Origin of the sequence: Ruegeria arenilitoris, assembly GCF_013035425.1 — a bacterium.
GTDB classification, from domain to species: domain Bacteria; phylum Pseudomonadota; class Alphaproteobacteria; order Rhodobacterales; family Rhodobacteraceae; genus Ruegeria; species Ruegeria arenilitoris_A.
In genome coordinates this window covers 25,557-44,293 of sequence record NZ_WQHX01000014.1, presented here as the reverse complement: position 1 = coordinate 44,293, position 18,737 = coordinate 25,557, and the positions used below count along the sequence as shown (strand labels likewise).

The window sequence follows — 18,737 nt, the reverse complement described above, 5'->3', positions numbered from 1 at the left end:
TTGAACGGAGTGAAATGGGCATCACGGAGCACGATATCGAATGGCACAACGCCTTACATGGTCCCTTGGTTAAATGAACAGAGCAGCCCTTTTTGCTAAACCGATAAGCGAGAACGACCAACAACCGTTCTCAAATGCTATTGAGCGGCGGCTTCGTCCGTAAATCAGTCATTCATGCCTGTTGCAGCGAATGTCTACTTCTGAGCCCGAAGCGGGCTTCTTTGCGTCTCACTAATCTGGCAATCCTGCGGCTTTCAGGCCCGCAACAATTTTTTGTCTGTGCTCTTCCTTTGCGTAGGGCAATTGGGAACTCAGTGTGGATACCGTAGCTACAGGGATCAATCCGAGAAGTCTCATGCCGGCTTCCTCGGCCTCCTGCAATTTGCCCTGCGCAGTTTTTACCGCCGACAAAAATATGTAGTTCATAGGGAACTGAGGAGCGTTTCGTATTGCTGCCTGCAAATATTCGATGGCTTCTTCATAGCGGTCAAGCTGCAACATCAGGTGACCATAATTCAGAAGGTAAATGGGTGGAGTATGCGGTTCTAGCCGCATTGCTCGATCCATGGGAGCAATTGCCAACTCCGGCGTTCCCGCGTAGATAAGTGAAGAAGCCTGCCACAAGTGTCCATCTGAGGAATTGGGGTCCAATGATAGAGCTGTCTCATGCTCAGAAAGAGCTCTTTCGAATCCCTCGCCCCACATATGCATCCAACCCAGAAACGCGTGAGCCGCGGCTAGGTTAGGATCGATCTTGGCTGCATGTTCGGCCTCAGCCAATGCTTCGTCGAACGCGTTGTGGTGGCTGTTCCACTTGAAGAACCAAGCATGGAATTTCAGGTAGCTTCTAACAGCCATTGCATACGCGAAGTTTGGGTCAGCTTCTAAAGCCTTGGTCAACAGTAACTGCGCTTCGGCGTTGGCTTGAGGACCCGGTTCACGATAGCGCAGTCGCCCTTTAAGAAACCAGTCACGCGCTTCGATATTCTCTGTGTATTGACTGCCAAGGCGCTTTTCCTCACCTTCCCGTAACTCAATTGACAGCGCATCGACAATTTCTCTTGTAATCTCGTCCTGCAGGTCAAAAACATCTTCTAGCGTTCCGTCCCTGCGATTGGCCCATACGTGGGTTCCATTCGCTGTTTCAATTAGCTGCGCGTTCATGCGAACCCGATTGCCTGCCTTGCGGATACTGCCTTCAAGGACATAGTGCACACCCAACTCCTTACCGACGCGTCGCAGATCTACGGCCTTGCCTTTGTAAACAAAAGAAGAGTTGCGACCGATGACTAACAAGCCAGACAATTTTGAAAGGTCGGTGATCAGGTCCTCTGTCATGCCGTCTGCGAAGTACTCCTGCTCGGTATCGCCTGACATATTGTCAAACGGCAAAACCGCGATAGACGGAGTGTCTGGCAGCTTGGGAGTTGAAATCAGGACTGACTCTGAATTGGGCTCTTTAGTAGTTGCTGGTTCGTTTGCCGCGCCCACCCATTTCCAGACGCGGATTGGCTCTGCAATGTTTTTAACCTGCTGGTCACCCGCGTCTTGAAAAGGCACATCCAGGCGGTGCTTGATCTGTTCATAGACTAAGGCCGAAATGCAAATCCCACCAGGATCGGACAGCGTCTCCAACCTTGAGGCCACGTTGACACCATCGCCTTGAATGTCATCACCTTCCACCACGACGTCGCCGATGTTGATGCCGACGCGAAAAGTAATCCCCTCATCAATTGGGAAGTCTCCGTTGCGTGAATGGATAGACTTTTGAATATCATAAGCGCATGAAACCGCGTCGACAGCGCTTGCAAACTCCGTCAGTACTCCGTCGCCCATCCATTTGACTACACGGCCTTCATGTTTTGCAAAGGCGGGCTCGATGAGGTTTTCCCGTAGTTCTCGCAATTGCTCTAACGTACGCTCTTCATTGGAGCGGACAAGGCGCGAATAACCCACGACATCTGCTGCAAGTATTGCAGCAAGTCTTCGTTTCATGCACGCACCTCCCTAAACGCTGAAACTAGACTCAGAAACAACTGAAATCCAGTTTTTGATTGTATCTCCCGGTCAACAAGATTGCGGCGTCTAAGCTAAACTCTATTGGCGACCACTGGGTTTTGGAGCAACGATGCTGTGAGAGAGAAGTTTCATCCAGCGCCGCGCTTTAACCCGATGTCAAACTAGAAGTTAAAACGAATTTACGAGCGGACGGCACCACTTGATATGTTCTGGCGTCCATGGAATTAGTCGTGCATTTTCGGTGTTTCGAAGGTTGTGTCGAAGAATGTCGGCATTGTCCGCAACAGGGCCATCGCTCAAATTTCCGCCACCGTCCGCTTTTGCGAGGAGCAGCCATTCACAGTAGGAACTTCAAAATTTTTGTCCTGAACGTCGGCTTGGTTCACGTCGCATGCATTGGAGCAAGTTGCAACGAACGACGGCTCTGTGGACTTTTGCCAACGGAACTAAGGCGATCCAAATGAATTAACGCGAGAGTATCTGCATCGTCTTTTCGCAGATTTTTCCGTCATAGAACTCGTCGATAGCTTTTTGGACAATTTCCCCCCCACCTGCCGCCAGCATCAGTGTCAAAGAAGACTGAAGTTTTTTGGCATCCAGAGGCCCCATAATGTCCTTGATCGGAATTTCAGAGTTTGAAAGCAGAGCGTTCACACACTTCACGTATCGAGGACCGAGCGTGGGGTCATTGAGATAAGCTCGAGCTTCACCCAAGTCCTCGATCCCGAACCACCGTGATTTCTCAGAAAACCCTAGTCCTTTAACTTGTGGAAAAATGTACCAAACCCAATGGCTTGTTTTCATACCCCGTTCGATCTCAGCCAGCGCGCGCTCGTAACCGTGTTCCTGTGCCTTTGCGAACCGCAGAAGATCATACATTAAGTGTCCCCCCGAAGCTGAATGAATGAAAACTCTTGAGGCTTGTTTTATCATCTCTAGGAGGCGAGTAATGGAACTTTCTAATCGACACCATCCAAGTGAACGCATAGCGCATCAAGGACAGCTTTCGGGTTTTCCTCCACAAGAAAATGGCCGGCTTCAACAGGGTGGCCTAGCGCGTTCGGAAACCACGCCTGCCAAGCCTCGACTGGGTCGATGTGATGATCCACCACGCCTTTACTGCCCCAAAGTACAAGGCACGGAATGAGGCTCTTTTCGCCCTGACTCGCCCGGTCGTGCTCCACGTCAATCGTTGCCCCTGCCGAATAATCTCCGCACCACGCTGCCACAACATCTGGATTCTGCGCGGCGCGTTCATATTCAGCCAGCGCGTCTTTGTCGAAAATATCGATCGACCCTGACAAGCCAAGTAAGGCGGAATGCAAAAACAAAAGAGGATCGTTGTTAATCAAGCGGCGAGGCATGTCGCCTGGTTGAGCCAAGAAGGTCCAATGATAGTAGCGTTTGGCGAGCCAATCATCCATTGTGCGCCAAACATCAAGCGTTGGAAGTATATCGAGGAGTGCAACGGAACGCGTCACGCCAGGGTGGTCCAACGTCATCCTGTGAGCGGTGCGTGCGCCACGATCATGAGAAACCACATGAAAGATGGTATGTCCCAAGTGCTTCATTAACGAAACCTGATCCTGAGCCATGGCGCGAAATGAAAAGTCTGCATTCTTCGCAACAGAGTCTCCGTAACCCCGCAAGTCTGGCACGATAACGTTGTAGGAAGCTGCAAGTTCCTCGACAATTGTATGCCACATAACGTGAGATTGTGGGTAACCGTGTATGAGAAGCAACGGCTCTCCCTCTCCACCAACCTTAGCGTGAATTTTGGCGTTTTCTAGTTCCACATCGATTTCGGTGAAACCCTCAAACATAACTTTGCTCCGGCTGCTTCTCACTTCCGGTTTCTTACGATGTGCTCCTGTAGAAGGCAAAGCTGTTGCTTCTATCTCTGCATCGACGTTCTGCTTTTTCCGAATAACGGTCATTGGCGCGAGACGCAGCGAACGACCGCTTCGAGCCCAAACTTGCCGTTGGAGGATAGGTTGCGAACGTCTGCTTTATCCTCTCTTTCACTGAGCTCGAGCTACGATTGTGGTTTTAAGCGCCGGGTTTCGAAAGGAAGCTACGCTACATCCGGCTTTCAACGCGAACCTGTCTGGCTAAAACTGTGACAAGCTTCTCGAAAACGAAGTTTTCAACTTTGCCAGAGAAGCCATCCAATCATCATTAGCCTGTAATTCTACATCGAATTGACGGGCCGGTTAATCAGCGGAGGCCGGCTCTCAGAATACTAAGTGCTAGACAGAAGTTTCGGTTTTTTTCTGTCTCATAAGTTGAATCTCAACCTCAGCCCGAACACCAGAGGATCATCATCGGAGAAGCCGGGATTGTTCAAATATTGGACATCTGCCGTGAGCGCGAGGTTGTCGGAGATATCCAGCCGGTAAAACGCTTCGACGGTGGTTTGCGTGTCAAGGCTTTGATCGGTTGGGTCGGCGACCGTCACGCCAAACCCGAACAAGTCGTCATAGAACCCGGGGCGCCACATGACCCCGGCGTTGACCGCACGTCTGGCAATCGGGGCATCGCCGTCGGACCAGCCAAGGCGGCCGAACAGCATAACGCTTTCGTCAAGGGTCACATTGCCCGACAGCATCGCTCCGTGACTGCTGGGCACGCCGGCGTCTTCTCTGTCATCCACATGGAATACACCGAGGTGAACATTGGTGAGGTATCGTTGGTCTCTTGCAGGCGTCCAGCCGATCTCTCCGTAGGTGAAGAACTCCGAACCGCCGGGAAACCAGTCTATATCCGTCAATGATCCATTGGCATCGCTGACCACGCCAAGTGCGTAGATCTGATCTGTAAAGTAACCACCGCCAGCAATGCCAAAGCCGGGATCGGGAATGGGAAGGACTGGACTGAACAGAATTGAAAAATTCGAAAAGGTCGTGCGGGGATTCACATAGCCAAGGATATCGGAATAGTCGCCGGGGTCGATGCGACCTGCAACGAAGCCTCCGTCGATGCCGGACAGCGCCTGCGACCAATAAGCAACCGACAGCGTTGAATCTGTGTCGCTGAAGGTCGTTGCCGTGACACCGAGATATCCGATTTCGCCCGCGAGACCGCCCGGCGCGATATCCGTTCCTAGCCGATGACGGTTTTCGAGGATGAAGACAAAGCTACCCGCATTTTCACTGCCACGATTAAAGAGTGCCCAGTTGCCAATGATCCGCGCCTGCCCGGATGCCGCCTCGTCGGTGCCACTCAGGCTGTCTGAAGACTTCTGGTACAGCGCTTGGTAGTCGAAGGACAAATTCAACCCAGTGCGTTTGGCAAAAGCCTCGCGCGACTGTTCGAAGGGATCGAAAAACCGATCCAGCCCCGGCAATCTGGAATTCTCGAGACGCCGGAGCCTGTCCTGCTCCAATTGCGCCTGAGCCGACGCTGGCCCCCCGAGCGATGCGGTGGCTGCCGCCTCCAGTTGCCGTACCGTGCTGTTCTCTTGGGCTGCCGCCCCGGATGCGATGGCCGCCACTCCTGCGCAAACGCTCATGGTCTGTTTCAACCGCGCCATTGCAACTGTTACATTGAGGTTTGAGCGCATGGTTTTGTTCCTGATACGACTGACACTACTTCAAATCATCCTGCGCCTTGATCTCGGGCACGCGGGACAACGCTTCGGCCATGTCCGCGCTGCTCATCAATTCGATCATCTGGTAGTCGTCCAGCAGTCCATCCCCAAGACGGCTGACGTAAAACGCCTGAATGAAGGTGGGATCGTCAGGTAGCAAAACAGTGATATAGTTTTTCCCGTTTCCGAGCCCCCAATAGTAACTGAGAAGCTCCCCGCCAAGCGCCTCAATTCCACCTTTGACGCTAGCTGCACGATCGCCTGGATTTGCAATCTGCATTTCCCACGCGGCACTGTTGGACGTGCCAATGAACAAAAACGTGCGCATGTTTTGGGTATCTTCTGCAGTGGCCAATGTGGCGTATCCCGCCATAAGAGCCCCTAGGATAAGATGTTTCATCGTACGTCCTTTCGATGAAGAGCCTGACGAGGTTATTGGTTCTCTGTTTGAGATTGACGGTTTTGCTTGAGCTTTTCGGCGAGACCTTCCGCCCAAGCCTTGGTGGCGGCTGATGGATCGGTAGTGCCCACTGACTGGCGGACGTCATTTTTACTGAACGTTTGAACGTCAGTAACATCCATTTCGAAGGTGGCACGCATTGAAACGAAACCGTCGACTACCAACATCCGCTCATCCGACGGCTGGATTTGCAACTGTCCCGTCACAACAATTGGTTCATACATCTCGGTCGACTTCCAGCCATTGGTCAGACGCAAGCGAACCATCTGGTTTGGCGGTGGTGGTGGTACGTGGCTGCACATTCCCCGCTCTGGAACCAGATAGCCCACAGGCGTGCCGTCCTCGGCGGCGGGTGCCGGAATGACAAATCCACCCAGCTTGATGATTTCCCCGTCTTTCGCCGGATTTCCGGCTTCTCCTGCCAGCTTTCTCCGATCCGCAACAACCCACCTTTGCGAAATAAGCCAATTGGCATCAATCCCCTCGGCTTTCAGCTCCGCCTCGACGTCGGCGAGCTGAGCTTCCAGTTGCGATCGGTCATCTTCCGCAGTGTCTCCGGATGTCAGGCTCTCCTGAGCATTCACAAAGGTGCGCAGTGCGACAAGCTGATCGAAGGTCAGATCACGGAAGGGATCCTCGAAGTTCTGAGCCGCCTCATCAACGAGATCGGGCCAGTCAGTTACCAAAGGTTCGGCAACTGCGGCCTGCCAACAGGCTGAGAAGACAAAGGAGGCGAGGACCGACCGGAAAGCCCTCATTGCTCCGGGCTCCCGGGTATCGTGGTTTCGAGCGCTGCCGGCCGATCAGGGAACTCCGAGTGTTCATCCTCTGGCGTTTCGATATCCGCATGCCACGAGAATGCCTTGTCGCCCAGATCGAGATCGATTTCACCGTCTGTGATGCGCGCGTACCGGATCGGCTTTCCGGGCCGCAGATCGGTGTTTGCAACGCCGCCGTCGATGATGATCTGACCGCTCACCAGAACGTAGGGAATCCCCTTGGTGAATGATCCGTTCATGCCCTTTTTCATCGATGATGTCTCAGTGATCGTCTCGGGGTTGAAAATTGTGATATCTGCGATCATGCCTTCCTGCATCCGGCCGCGCTCTTGCATCGCCTGAAGACCGACGCGGGAGAAGTACTTGGCGGGGATGTAAGAGGCGTTGTTGACGATCTCCATGAGCGGGATACCCTGCTCGCGGGCTTCGCGGAACACGATGCCATAAGTGCCGGCATTGCGCGGGTGGCCGCCGTACTCTCTGAAATCGGCCTCAACTGGCAGCGGTTCGCCATCGACGAGATAGCCGACGATATCATTGGCGATCGCAATGTCCTTCATGTGGATCCAGCGCTTCAGATCGGCTTCCGGGCGCACAGTGATGAAGATTGGCTTGGACGGGTCCTCTGCCTGTTGACGGAAGAATTCTTCGTCCGTTTCATAGAGCTCCCCGGTGGAGGTATCGAAGATATCCCGCGTCGGAACGATATTGTTCGACTCGATCTTGTCGGGCAGCAGTTGTGGGGTTGCGATGTTGGGATTTCCGGTGATCGCCGGATAGTACTCGGCGAAGATGTCCATGTCGCGCTGCTGCAGGCGGCGGGCGAGTTCGTAAATCTCTTCCCAGCCCTGATTCTGAATGTGCGACAGGATCAGCGCGCCATCCAGGGCCACGGCATTTGCGATCACCTCGTTTGCACCCAGCGAGTAGTAGAGCGGCAGGCTCTCGGTCGGCCCGAACCGTGTATGTGCGCCAAAGTACCGGTCATATTCCTTGGCAAGCTTCTGGAGTGCGAAGATCTCTTTCGGGAAGGTGTTGTACCCCATGTAGCCGACCGTCGTATTAACGGTGATCGCGCCGGCGCGCAGACCCTTGACGTACATGGTCATGACTTCTTCGAGTTGTTCCTTGGACGGGACATCGAGGGCCCAACTGGCATGGCCGTCTTCTTCCTCGGCCGCCCCGCGCGATTTGAGGATGTATGTCGGATCGGATGCCAGTTCGACCGGTACGCCGTCCATAACCACACGCCGGATCTCTTCATGTCCCATCCCGGTGCCGTAATTGAGAAAGGAGTTGCCCTCATACTTGTCATAGAACAGGTCGGCATCGGCCACACCGCTTTCCGTGTCGAGGATCGTGGTGGTCCCGTCGTGGGCCATCATCTTCTGATCAAACCCCCCGAAGGAGTGCGAGTGGGTATTGATGAAGCCGGGCGCGACCACGTGGCCTGCAACGTCGATCTCGCGTTCACCCGAAATTGCATCTTCGGTAATCGACGTGATCCTATCGCCCTTGATGCAGACGTTACGAACGGCGTCGAAATTGTTTTCCGGGTCCATGACCCGCCCGTTGAGCAGTGCAACATCGCAATCTGCGGCAAACGCCGGGGTTGCGAAACCTGAGAGTGCGACCAGAATGGCTATCGCGGATGTTTTCATTTCTAAGACTCCAAAAGTTGTTGGCGGACAGAGACCGATGACCCCGCCGTAATGGAGAGGTCAGTTCAGCGTGTTCTTGTAGATCACGCCGTCCTTCATGATCATTCGAATGCTTGGGACATCCTGTCCGCGCGGCGGCGCATCAAACCATGTATCCACCGCGCCGATGGCCGAGATGTCTTCAAGTGGGTTCCCGTCTACGATCAGAATGTCGGCGTAGGCGCCTTCTTCGATCACACCAAGCTTGCCTTCAGGGTAAGGGTTTCCTCGTCCGGTCAGAGCCGCCAATTCGCCACCATTCGAGGTCATCATCTGCAATGCCCAGAGGTTGCCAAACTCACGCGCGACAAACGCCTTCGTAAAATCCATTGACTGGCGATAAGGGACACCCGTGAGAAGCACGTAATCGGAATCGAACACCATCTTCGGCTTGTATTTTTTCACAAGATCCATGAGCTGCTTGCTGTTTTCCCGCAACCACAGAAACTTCGCCGTCGGCGGGAAAGTCGGGTCCTGATGCATCGGGTGTTCCAGAGCTTCGGGCGCAAGCGCAGTCAGGTTGGGCGAAAAGAACGCCTCTTTTTCGACCAGCTTCTGCATCGTCGGTTCGGTAATAGTCAGGCCGTGGTCTACCACTTTGACACCAAGATCGAGAGCACGGGACAGGTCGCTGTCCATAAATACGTGCATAGCGACGTATGAGTCCATATCGCCTGCAACCTCTACTGCAGCAGAAATCTCTTCGTTTGTGAAAGCAGACTGATAGATCGGGTCCTTGATCGATGTCACGCCACCGCTGACCATGATCTTTAGATAGTTTGCCCCTAAAGCAAAATTCCTCCTCGCACCCTGAAGCACCTCGGCGGGCCCGTCCACCAATCTGGTTATCTCCAGTCGCTCAAGATTGCTCTCGTTCTTGCGCTGACCAGCGATACCCCAGTCGCCGTGTCCGCCCGTTTGGCTAAGGCATGCGCCGGAGGAATAAATTCTTGGGCCGGGAAGTGATCCTTCATCAATAACCGCTCTAAGCCCACCATGAGCGCCGCACATATCGCGAACCGTTGTAAAGCCCATCGCCAACATTTCCTGCGCGAATGCGGCAGCACGTGCGCCAATCTCTTCCCATGTGGTGTCCTGAAGCCCCGGGATAGTCCCGTTCTTGTACATGTTCACATGCACATGGCTGTCGATAAGCCCGGGCATGAGCGTACGACCGTCTCCGTCAATGACGGTCACATCCACTTCTTTGGTCTCGATGCCGCGTTCCGTTTGAACGGTGAAGGAGTAGCCGTCGATGCCGCCGACTGGATCAGGCAACCGCTTGGATCCCCCGGTGCGCACATCGACTTCCCACTTCCCGCCCTCAGGAATGTCAGCGTCAATCTTGTGAATCTTGTTGCCTACGACGAGAACGTCGACGTCCTTGAGCCCGTCACTCACTCCATCAAAAACCATCACATTCTTAAAGAGTGTAACAGGGGGGATTTCACCTGCGGCCTCCTGTGCAAAAGCCGCGCTTGTTGTGAGAGCGACTGCGCTCGCCATCATTGTAGATTTGCCGAGGTATTTCATGGGCTTCCTTTCCCTTCCGCTATCGGGGTGCGCGGGGTGCCGAGGTGAATTCACCCCGCGCGACACTCAATCGAGTGTATTCTTGTAGATCACGCCGTCTTTCATGATGATTTTCAGATTGGCGTCCGGCTCGGCCAACAGAAGGATGTCCTCCAGCGGGTTGCCATCGACGAGTAGAAGATCTGCATAGGCACCTTCCTCGACCACGCCGAGGGGGCCGTCTTGATACGGGTTGTTCAAGCCGGTCAGTTGGTTCATGCGGGCGCCGTTCGACGTAGCGATGCGCAGAATGTCATATGCGCTGAAACCCGCTTCGTGCAGATACCCGATTTCGTCGTTCATCTTCTTGTCTTGCTCAAGCGTCTGATCCCAGTTGTTCACAAGGTCTGTGCCCAGTGTGTAGAGATCGATCATGCCCGGCGTCGTCTGGATTACTTCGATCATATTGGCTGCAGCATCGCGCACGCTTTTCCATTTTACAAAGGACGCTGGCGTGTAAAAGGCTTCCGCTTGTTCGGTGGTCACCGAGTAGACCGGGGCCACCGCCGTCGCGAACATGATCTGCTTTTCGACCATAATCTCGGCAGCCTCCTTGGTCAGGAACGGGATGTGTTCAATCGTCTTGGCGCCATTGTCGATGCAGTTGCGGATCGCCTCTTCGGTGAACACATGGCAGGTGACATAGGTGCCCCATTGCGCGGCCGTCTTGACCGCCATCTGGATCTCGTCAGCCTGATACTGAAGTGAGTGCAGCGGATCGAACTCTGACGTAACCCCGCCGCTGACCATGATCTTGATCTGGGTTGCCCCGCGACGCAGGTTTTCACGCACCGCCATTCGGATTTGCTCAGGTCCGTCGGCGATAAAGCTCATGTCCGTCTCGACCCAATGCGAAGGACCCTGTCCGGAGAGTGTCGGATGCCGGTCGTTCAGTTTGCGGAAATCGGCATGACCGGATGTCTGAGTGATAAACGCTTCCGAGGAATAGATACGCGGGCCGGGAAACATTCCGGTGTCAATGATGCGGGCGATGGATTTGGCCGGACCACCAAGGTCGCGCACGGTTGTGAATCCGTTCATCAGGATGCGTTCGGACCGGATCGTGGCGACGCCGCCAAGGTGAAAGGGAGTGATGTTCTGGCGTAACCCGTCGCTGAGCGGATTGAATACCGTAAGATGCACGTGCTGGTCATGCATCCCCGGCATCAGCGTGCGCCCGCCGCCGTCGATGATCTGGGCGTTGGCGACGGCCAGAGGTTCGGTCGAGACATCGGCGATCAAGTTGTCGACGACCAGCACATTGGCATTCTCGATCCGCTCTTCGTTCACCCCGTCAAAGACATGCACATTGGTGAAGAGGATCGGAAAGCTCTCCTCTTGAGCAAATGAATATGTTGCGACCGCTGAAAGAACAGTGGCGACTATAAATCTTTTGAACATTTTGGAGTTTCCTTCTTGGCAATGCACTGCTCTGCACGATTGTATCTTTGCGTGTGGCGCTCAGACTGTCATTAGCAATATGGTTGAATTGTCCAAAAAAATGCTCGAAAATGCGAATAAAAAATTAAATCGCGATAGTTCAGGTCGGCAAATGAAACTCCCAACTGTTGAATGCTCGATGGCGCAACCTTTTGTGTCCCTTGCCCTCAGCCATGGCCTTGAAGTTGAAAAATTTCTTGAGCCATCCGGCCTCTGTCTGAAGGACGTGCAGCGCGGCGAAGCGTTCATGGCAGGGCAGCATTGGTACGATCTGATCGACAATCTCGCGAAGGCATTGAGTAACCCGCATTTAGGGTTTGACGTCGGTGCTAATGCGGCTCTCAATACATTGCCCAACCTGTCGATCCTTGAAACTCAAAGCGCGACGCTCGGTGATCTTTTAATATCGCTTGTTGTGGACGTCGGCAGGATTTCGTCCATGGCGAACTACAATCTCGAGACCAACGGTCATGTCGCTAGGTTGGTTGCAAAACGCACATTCAAGCCATCTTCTCCACCTGGCCAAGTCGACGGCTATTATCTGGGATTTATGGTTCGACTAGTTCGATCCGTCTGCGATCCCGACTGGGACTCCAAGAAACTACAATTCTGGGTTTGCAAACCTGATTGTATCCCTGATTGGCAGAAAAAGGAAATTTCGGTACGCAGGACCAACCGCATGGGGGCGCACATCGAGTTTCCAGCAAACTGGTTGTTGCTTCGGTCCGGAGGTGGGCAAAGCCAGAATCTCCCGGAGAACTTCACAGGCGCCGACGACTTTCTTCAGCAAACCCGCGATTTGCTTGAACTGCATCTCGACAAGCAACCTGCCACCCTGAACTGGTTTGCAGAGTTGTATTCGCAAAGCCCCGACCGTTTGAAACGCACCTTCCGAGCCAATGGTACAAGCTTCAAAGCAGAACTGGAAAAATGTCGGGCGAAGCGAGCGAAGACTTTGCTTGTAAACAGCCAACTTTCGATAAAAGAAATTGGTGAAAGTGTTGGGCTTCTGGACCAACCCAGTTTTCACAGGAGTTTCAAGCGATGGACCGGGATGACTCCGAATGAATTCAAAAAACGCAATCAGATATGCAACTCCGACTGATCGTTAAGCTAAAGATTACCGCTCCAAGATTCAGAAGCGACGACGCAAGTCCCAACTTACTGCAGGCGTTGGCTCGCTTCGGATATCCGGCGTTTTTCCGTGGGACTTCAACGCCGCGAAAAGCGTAAAGACTAGGCCATACCGACTCAACAGGCTTCTCACGGGCGTTTCGGATATGGGCTGATAAGGCCCCCGCAGCTTTCAAACGATCCAACAAATACGCTTACCCCGCGAACGAAGCCCACTTCTGGAAAGCGGTCATTGACCAAATGGTGGCTTTGTCCGCAAAGCGGATGCTCACGCCGAGTGAAGCGAATGACCGAACCGAGCCCGGAGCGTCCAATTGGGCCGCTGACAATACCTGTGGTTTTGACCCCTGAAAAATTCAAAATTGCTTTGTGAATTAGGTCACATCTCAATGAGTTTCTTTCTGATATTTTATTTCTATCGAGGGAGATTTAATCATGAGCGTGGTTGCTGCACTCGCACTACTATCTGCTCTTTTTTACTGTATTGCTATAGTTGCCATGAAGTCATGGTGGACACTACCTAACCTGGGCGTGGCAACTATAATCGCTGTTGCTTTGCTGACAGCTGGCGCATTCGAAGTTGCAGCTCTGGGGCATGAAAAATTGGGGCTGATTTACGTAGCTATATTGGGAGCTGAAGTCATAATTTTGGGTGTGGTTTCACATTTTTTCTTCCAAGAGGTGTACTCAGTCAAAGAAGCTGCTGGGATGGCTCTGGTTCTTGTTGGAACAGCTGTCGCCTGGACTTAGTCCTTCGATTTCCCAGCGATCTTGCAGCTCTGCGATCTCTTTGAACAACCCTATTGTCCGCATATGCGGGCGCCGATTTGGTTTTCTATGCACCTTTACTTGGCCTCGGGCTCGTGGCGCACGCGATGGCCGCTTCGTGGGCTGCGGCGGTGCTCGGTGCAGCCTTGGGAATTACCGTTTACTGGCCCGTCGCGTGTCTTTGGACCGTTAGGGCGGCTCGGGGCACTGAGGGCTGGGACTTGCCCAAGGAGGAGCAATATTGGTTGGTCCTACCCCGCGATCGCAGGCTGGGGTGTACTCGCTCTCGTTTTGCTTCTGCTAGCCGCGAAATAGAGATGGAACTTGGGACCTGCGTACTAGAACTAATACCGGCGTCCGCTAAGAGCCCAAAGCTGACTTTCGAGAGTTACAGTCACGGGGTTGCCTGCAGTGAAGATGCCTAGCCAACCGCGCGCTCAACGGCACGGAGCTTCACGACGACCCAAGCGGAAACGCTGTTTCGCCAACCTGAAATCAACGCGTGAATGGCTGCATCGGAGTTCTTGATTTGCCGTGCGTGCTCGGCCTTGACGTACAATTCCCGCTGTTCGTGAGGGAGCGGTGTTTTCAACAAGTTCAGATCAAAAGGCGGTTGCATGTTGTGTCTCCTTGGTTGCTAGAAACACGATGCACAACATGGGACGTTGCCGCTTGAAGGCGGTCCTTAGAAACCCCTTTGATTTCCTTTGGAATCGTCTAGAATCTCCAAAACCAGCTTAAATCAAAGGTTTTCTCATTGTTCTACCGTTTTGGAGATTGCGAACTCGACACTGCTAGCCGTCGACTGAAATGCGCCGGTTTGGAGGTTGCCATCGAACCGCAAGTTTTCGATTTGCTGCGATTTCTGGCGGAGAACCCTTCAAGGTTGGTGACCAAGGATGAGATCATTGACGCGGTCTGGGGCGGGCGCGTCGTTTCCGAAAGTGCCGTAAGTGCCCGGATCGCCGCGGCGCGCCGTGCGATTGGAGACGACGGAAAGCAGCAGAAGGTAATTCGAACACATCACGGACGAGGTCTGGAAATGGTTGCTGTTGTTACTGGCGGCGAGGCAACCGATCGACCATGTTCGGAAAAGCCGACGACTCCCAAGGTTCGATACACGATCTCAAAACGCGGGCACTCGCTGGCCTACCTTGTTTCAGGCTCTGGCCCACCGCTGTTTCAACTTGATGGACCGCCGCTTAGCAAAGAGAAGGCCTGGCACATACCGGTCTTACGCGATGGCTATGATGCCTATCGTGAGGGCCGAACACTCGTCCAAATGGACTGGGCTGGAACTGGTCTATCGGAGGCGTTGGATGACGCGCTCAGCATCGAAGAAAACGTCGAAGATATGGCCGCGGTTGCCGATGCTGCCGGTTTAGATCGATTTGCCCTCATGAGTGAGTCCGGTGCGTGTATGGAAGCAGTCACATTTGCGGCAACGCATCCTGAAAAGCTCACTCAACTGGTAATCGTCGGCGGGTATGCAGAGGGCCGCGGGCTTCGTCAGGCAGACGGCCGACCTGAGGTCTTAAAGGTTATGATGGAGGCAGGTTGGGGCCAACATGAAGGCGGAATTGCCACTGCGTTTCTTACGGCCTATTTTCCCGAGGGCCCAGCCGAAGGCGTGCGGCAAATTGTGGGACTAATGCAGGAAAGCGCCTCTCAGAAATTCATGCTCGATCACCGCGAAAGGTCCAACAATGCATCAATCATTGATGTGTTGAACAAAGTCGAATGTCCGACTCTGATCATTCAGGGTCGCGACGATGCAATACACCCCTTGGTGCAGGCGCAGAAACTTGCCGCAGGTATTCCCGACTCGGAGCTGTTGGTGTTGGAAAGCGCTAACCACCTACCTGTTCCCGGCCACCCAACATTCCATGTGTTTGTAAAGGCGCTCCGGGATTTTCTCGATGCCTGAAAGCTAAGGCGCTCGTCTCGCGGCAGTGGCTGCTTTGTGCGCAGAGCAGATCTTGGCGCTTCGTAAACTTCGGTCTGCTATCCACCCCGGACCGGACATCTGACCAAATAACTCAGATGACCGTATTGAGCCAAGGAGTTATGTATCAGTTGTTTTACCTAGCCAGGTCACCGACGATGCCAACGGCATCCACGACAGTAGACAGATCATCCGAAACTTCCAAAATTTCATCGTTGACGCGTATGTAACGATTTCCCTTTCCTGGAGGTTTCAATTTCCAGTTAGCAAGGTCGCCGATGTCCGAGTAGTCCAAGTCGGCGGGAAGTTTTGCCCCCCTTGTATATCGCTTTATTTGCCCTGGCGGTACGGCTTTCTGCCCTTTGCCTGGTTTGCTGTCCAACTGAACTTTCTTGTCTTTTGACTTTCCGCCCTTCTCTTTGGCAGAAGCCACATCGATGACGCCAACCGTCAAGGTTAGAGCAAGCATCCAAACGAATACAGAATAGATCTTCACGCGGTGTCCCCTCAATTTCACTGAACTCATACTGTTGATGTATAAGTTACATTTGCTTTTGAGGCTTCATTTTTTGAATCAAGCAACGATCATGCCCGAACCTATGTTCATGTAGGTCTGAAATTGAAGGCCTCTGGAACAGTTTTCTCATGAAATGTGTTTTTAGCAGTCAGAATTTGTGGCAATTAAAGGCGTGGGGTCAGTTATTAAATGCACTGAACCCGGCGCCCGCCAAAGCGTCCGCGCCATGCCATCGTGCAAGCAAATGTGCTCTGCGATGATAGGGCAATCGTTGGGCGGTTTATTGCCAAGTTTAGACTTACTCTCACAACCTGCCACAATTCTGACCCAATCCTCCTCACGATAACCAGCCGTGGGGGTTGCATGCGCAGCTAAGAGGAGAAGAAATGAAAAGCTTAATGAGGTTTTCAGCCGCCCCCTTAATGGCACCCCCGGATGCAGGTGGACCAGCAGGTTTCACGACTAAGTGGCACGGACACGGAAGTGGGCATCAGGCCAACAACAATCCTGGCGATACTGCCGCGGATCGACACAATTTTGGCGATGCGCCTGCTGGCAAATCAAATCATAAACCCACACAGGGTTCGGCTCAGGATGATTTCTCAGCCGTTGCAACGTTGGACATTGGTGAGTTTCATCATGGAGCCCACACAGATTGGGATATGATGGGCTAGCTGTTTTGTTCCGGCGACAGCACTAGGCCGGACGGATGGACATGTCAGAAGAACTTGTCTTGAGCGGGGCAGGGTGGTTGGGTGGATTTTGCCCACGACCAGACCTGCCTCTTTCAAGTATTTCGAAACCAGTCCTGAGATCACCCGCTTGGCGGTCATTCTGTATATTCGGTTTCCGCTGTCACCCCACAATGTTGAAGATCTGCTGCACGAACGCGGGATCGTTGTGAGCCATGAAACTGTCCGATACTGGTGGAACAGGTTCGGTCCGATGTTTGCCTCCGAGATCCGAAGAAAGCGTGTTCAGCAACTTCACGCATTCTCGAAATGGAAGTGGCACGTGGACGAGGTCTTTGTGAAGGTCAATGGAAAACGACACTATCTGTGGCAGGCTGTGGATCAGGAATGTGAGGTGCTGGAAGCCGTCGTCACGAAACGTCGAAATAAGCAGGCAGCACTGAAATTCCTCAAGAAATTGATGAAGCGGCACGGTTGTGCTGAGAAGATCGTGACGGATCGCTTCGCATCCTACAAGGCGGCGCTCCGAGAAATAGGAGCGCTGGAAAAGCAACGTACTGGAAGGTGGCTCAACAATCGCGTTGAGAATTCGCACCTACCATTCCGACGAAGAGAACGCGCCATGCAACGTTTTCGGCGTATGCGAAGTTTACAGAAATTCGTATCCGTCTATTCCTCCGTTTACAGCCACTTCAACCAGGAAAGATCGCTAACCAGCCGAGACACCTTCAAACTGACACGCACCGCCGTTCTTGCCGAGTGGCGCGAACTTGGTGCGCCATAAAGGACAGCGTCACTGGCCTAACAGAGATAAGTTCGAATTCGTCTGGCAGGACCATCTGATGACTGGCATTGTGTGCGACGGTCTTCATTGAACCTGCACCGAGCCCAAAGCCACCCCGCCGGCAAAAGCTGCTTTTCGGGGTTTGCTGTCAAGATTGGTTTCAAAGATTCCATCATTATTTTGGTTTAACAGCCGAAAAAGCCTGTTCTAGACAATTTACTTACCTAGACGAGGATCCGTATTGTTTCACATGATCCGAATATTCCGATTTCTACTGCTCGCACTTCTCTTTCTTATTATCGCCTATGCAGTTCTTTGGGGCACGCTGGCGCTGTGGTACAAGCTGCCTGGGTCCGAGCTTTTGGTCCTGGGCTTCGCCGCAAGTTTCGCCGCGTTTGGAATTGGCACGCTTGTTGCATTCTTCACATCGATGCGTTGGCGATTTTTTGCGGCGTTTGTAGCCGCTTTAATTGCAGTTAACGTTTGGTGGAATTCACTTGTCCCTCCGTCTGACGGAAATTGGGATCCAGAAGTGGAACGACAAGTAACAGGAATAATCAATGGTGATATCCTGACTCTCCAAAACGTACGGGCCTTCAATTGGCGAACAGAAGGTGATTTTGATAAACGTTGGGTGACGCGAACATATGATCTGTCTCAGATCACAAGCACCGATTTATTCATGTCGTATTGGGCTGGGCCAGAAATGGCGCATTTTATGCTGAGTTTCGGCTTTGCGAACGGGGACTACTTAACTTGGTCCGTCGAAGTTCGTCGTGAAATCGACAGCACGTTTTCTCCTGTCGCAGATTTCTTTAAGGCACATACTATTTCTGTGATCGCCGCCGAAGAACGCGATGTTGTGGGTCTGCGCTCAAACATCCGGAAAGAACGCGTACAACTGTTTAGGGTTGATCGAAATCCAGGTGACACTCGTCTGCTAGAAGCCTTCGTGGCAGCTGCAAATGAAGTTGCAGAGAACCCACATTGGTTCAACTCCGTTTTTACGAACTGCTCTCGTTCTGTTGTATTGCTGGCGCGTCATGTCGGAATAAAATTACCAATTGACTATCGCATAATCGTCAACGGCTATTTCCCAAATTACCTCTACGAAATGGGTGTGCTGAACACCGATTTTTCTATCGAGGATTTGTACCGACTTGGAGATATTACGGAACGTGCCTTAGCAGAGGGATTAAGCGATAACTATTCAACATCCATAAGGTTAGGAGTGCCAAAGCCTTGAATTGGGTAAAGACCATAGCTTCTTCGGGTAACATTTCTTGTCAACAACAGGTACTGAACCCACAATCAACCTTGAGAAAATCCAAAACGTGC

At 52.8% G+C, this 18,737-nt stretch carries 18 protein-coding genes; 7 read left to right on the top strand and 11 right to left on the bottom strand.

What is annotated here, in order from left to right; all coding sequences use genetic code 11:
* Positions 1–231: 231 nt before the first annotated feature.
* From GOV45_RS22430 to GOV45_RS22390, 9 genes are all read right to left on the bottom strand, one after another.
* Positions 232–1,995, bottom strand: a complete 1,764-nt coding sequence (locus tag GOV45_RS22430) for an adenylate/guanylate cyclase domain-containing protein (protein ID WP_170482521.1) — start codon at positions 1,993–1,995, stop codon at positions 232–234.
* 489 nt (positions 1,996–2,484) lie between these two features.
* Positions 2,485–2,898 carry a DUF1810 domain-containing protein gene (locus GOV45_RS22425; RefSeq protein ID WP_217362475.1) on the bottom strand — a complete coding sequence of 138 codons (414 nt, stop codon included), beginning with the start codon at positions 2,896–2,898 and terminating at the stop codon, positions 2,485–2,487.
* Positions 2,899–2,978: 80 nt separating this feature from the next.
* Entirely contained in the window at positions 2,979–3,842 is an 864-nt protein-coding gene (locus tag GOV45_RS22420) for an alpha/beta fold hydrolase (protein ID WP_170482516.1), read from the bottom strand.
* Positions 3,843–4,297: 455 nt separating this feature from the next.
* Entirely contained in the window at positions 4,298–5,581 is a 1,284-nt protein-coding gene (locus GOV45_RS22415; RefSeq protein ID WP_170482513.1) for a carbohydrate porin, read from the bottom strand.
* 25 nt (positions 5,582–5,606) lie between these two features.
* Positions 5,607–6,008 carry a hypothetical protein gene (locus GOV45_RS22410; RefSeq protein ID WP_170482510.1) on the bottom strand — a complete coding sequence of 134 codons (402 nt, stop codon included), beginning with the start codon at positions 6,006–6,008 and terminating at the stop codon, positions 5,607–5,609.
* A 32-nt stretch (positions 6,009–6,040) separates the two neighbouring features.
* Positions 6,041–6,826: a DUF3299 domain-containing protein gene (locus tag GOV45_RS22405; protein WP_170482507.1), complete on the bottom strand. Its 786-nt coding sequence runs from the start codon at positions 6,824–6,826 to the stop codon at positions 6,041–6,043.
* Positions 6,823–8,508 carry a hypothetical protein gene (locus GOV45_RS22400; RefSeq protein ID WP_170482504.1) on the bottom strand — a complete coding sequence of 562 codons (1,686 nt, stop codon included), beginning with the start codon at positions 8,506–8,508 and terminating at the stop codon, positions 6,823–6,825. The genes GOV45_RS22405 and GOV45_RS22400 overlap by 4 nt, the downstream gene beginning before the upstream one ends.
* Before the next feature lie 60 nt (positions 8,509–8,568).
* A complete protein-coding gene (locus GOV45_RS22395; protein WP_170482501.1) occupies positions 8,569–10,080 on the bottom strand; it encodes a metal-dependent hydrolase family protein in 1,512 nt (503 codons plus the stop codon).
* 66 nt (positions 10,081–10,146) lie between these two features.
* The gene (locus GOV45_RS22390) at positions 10,147–11,520 is read right to left on the bottom strand and encodes a metal-dependent hydrolase family protein (protein WP_170482498.1); all 1,374 of its coding nucleotides are present in this window, start codon (positions 11,518–11,520) and stop codon (positions 10,147–10,149) included.
* Between the two features lie 151 nt (positions 11,521–11,671).
* Here GOV45_RS22390 and GOV45_RS22385 point away from each other — a divergent pair, with 151 nt between their 5' ends.
* The 3 genes from GOV45_RS22385 to GOV45_RS22375 all read left to right on the top strand — a co-directional run bounded on the left by GOV45_RS22385 (position 11,672) and on the right by GOV45_RS22375 (position 13,886).
* A complete protein-coding gene (locus GOV45_RS22385) occupies positions 11,672–12,664 on the top strand; it encodes an AraC family transcriptional regulator (RefSeq protein ID WP_170482494.1) in 993 nt (330 codons plus the stop codon).
* 464 nt (positions 12,665–13,128) lie between these two features.
* Positions 13,129–13,443 (top strand): hypothetical protein, encoded by a 315-nt coding sequence (locus GOV45_RS22380; protein WP_170482491.1) that lies wholly within the window; start codon positions 13,129–13,131, stop codon positions 13,441–13,443.
* Between the two features lie 53 nt (positions 13,444–13,496).
* Positions 13,497–13,886, top strand: coding sequence for a hypothetical protein (locus GOV45_RS22375; RefSeq protein ID WP_170482489.1), 390 nt, complete (start codon positions 13,497–13,499; stop codon positions 13,884–13,886).
* Here GOV45_RS22375 and GOV45_RS22370 read toward each other — a convergent pair.
* Positions 13,883–14,080 carry a hypothetical protein gene (locus tag GOV45_RS22370; RefSeq protein ID WP_170482487.1) on the bottom strand — a complete coding sequence of 66 codons (198 nt, stop codon included), beginning with the start codon at positions 14,078–14,080 and terminating at the stop codon, positions 13,883–13,885. The genes GOV45_RS22375 and GOV45_RS22370 overlap by 4 nt on opposite strands.
* A gap of 138 nt (positions 14,081–14,218) precedes the next feature.
* Between GOV45_RS22370 and GOV45_RS22365 the strand changes: the two genes are divergently transcribed.
* Entirely contained in the window at positions 14,219–15,388 is a 1,170-nt protein-coding gene (locus tag GOV45_RS22365; protein ID WP_170482484.1) for a winged helix-turn-helix domain-containing protein, read from the top strand.
* A 154-nt stretch (positions 15,389–15,542) separates the two neighbouring features.
* Here GOV45_RS22365 and GOV45_RS22360 read toward each other — a convergent pair whose 3' ends face one another.
* Positions 15,543–15,902 carry a hypothetical protein gene (locus GOV45_RS22360; protein ID WP_170482481.1) on the bottom strand — a complete coding sequence of 120 codons (360 nt, stop codon included), beginning with the start codon at positions 15,900–15,902 and terminating at the stop codon, positions 15,543–15,545.
* Between the two features lie 407 nt (positions 15,903–16,309).
* On the opposite strand from GOV45_RS22360, the gene GOV45_RS22355 reads away from it, so the two are divergent.
* From GOV45_RS22355 to GOV45_RS22345, 3 genes are all read left to right on the top strand, one after another.
* Positions 16,310–16,597: a hypothetical protein gene (locus GOV45_RS22355; protein WP_170482477.1), complete on the top strand. Its 288-nt coding sequence runs from the start codon at positions 16,310–16,312 to the stop codon at positions 16,595–16,597.
* Between the two features lie 88 nt (positions 16,598–16,685).
* The gene (locus GOV45_RS22350; RefSeq protein ID WP_170482526.1) at positions 16,686–17,399 is read left to right on the top strand and encodes an IS6 family transposase; all 714 of its coding nucleotides are present in this window, start codon (positions 16,686–16,688) and stop codon (positions 17,397–17,399) included.
* Between the two features lie 250 nt (positions 17,400–17,649).
* Positions 17,650–18,645: a lipoprotein N-acyltransferase Lnb domain-containing protein gene (locus GOV45_RS22345; RefSeq protein ID WP_170482474.1), complete on the top strand. Its 996-nt coding sequence runs from the start codon at positions 17,650–17,652 to the stop codon at positions 18,643–18,645.
* Positions 18,646–18,737: the final 92 nt, after the last annotated feature.

Excerpts from the sequence above, each read along its gene's own strand:
- GOV45_RS22430 (WP_170482521.1), bottom strand. The coding sequence starts at position 1,995 with ATGAAACGAAGACTTGCTGCAATACTTGCAGCAGATGTCGTGGGTTAT.
- GOV45_RS22425 (WP_217362475.1), bottom strand. The coding sequence starts at position 2,898 with ATGTATGATCTTCTGCGGTTCGCAAAGGCACAGGAACACGGTTACGAG.
- GOV45_RS22420 (WP_170482516.1), bottom strand. The coding sequence starts at position 3,842 with ATGTTTGAGGGTTTCACCGAAATCGATGTGGAACTAGAAAACGCCAAA.
- GOV45_RS22415 (WP_170482513.1), bottom strand. The coding sequence starts at position 5,581 with ATGCGCTCAAACCTCAATGTAACAGTTGCAATGGCGCGGTTGAAACAG.
- GOV45_RS22410 (WP_170482510.1), bottom strand. The coding sequence starts at position 6,008 with ATGAAACATCTTATCCTAGGGGCTCTTATGGCGGGATACGCCACATTG.
- GOV45_RS22405 (WP_170482507.1), bottom strand. The coding sequence starts at position 6,826 with ATGAGGGCTTTCCGGTCGGTCCTCGCCTCCTTTGTCTTCTCAGCCTGT.
- GOV45_RS22400 (WP_170482504.1), bottom strand. The coding sequence starts at position 8,508 with ATGAAAACATCCGCGATAGCCATTCTGGTCGCACTCTCAGGTTTCGCA.
- GOV45_RS22395 (WP_170482501.1), bottom strand. The coding sequence starts at position 10,080 with ATGAAATACCTCGGCAAATCTACAATGATGGCGAGCGCAGTCGCTCTC.
- GOV45_RS22390 (WP_170482498.1), bottom strand. The coding sequence starts at position 11,520 with ATGTTCAAAAGATTTATAGTCGCCACTGTTCTTTCAGCGGTCGCAACA.
- GOV45_RS22385 (WP_170482494.1), top strand. The coding sequence starts at position 11,672 with ATGAAACTCCCAACTGTTGAATGCTCGATGGCGCAACCTTTTGTGTCC.
- GOV45_RS22380 (WP_170482491.1), top strand. The coding sequence starts at position 13,129 with ATGAGCGTGGTTGCTGCACTCGCACTACTATCTGCTCTTTTTTACTGT.
- GOV45_RS22370 (WP_170482487.1), bottom strand. The coding sequence starts at position 14,080 with ATGCAACCGCCTTTTGATCTGAACTTGTTGAAAACACCGCTCCCTCAC.
- GOV45_RS22355 (WP_170482477.1), top strand. The coding sequence starts at position 16,310 with ATGAAAAGCTTAATGAGGTTTTCAGCCGCCCCCTTAATGGCACCCCCG.
- GOV45_RS22345 (WP_170482474.1), top strand. The coding sequence starts at position 17,650 with ATGATCCGAATATTCCGATTTCTACTGCTCGCACTTCTCTTTCTTATT.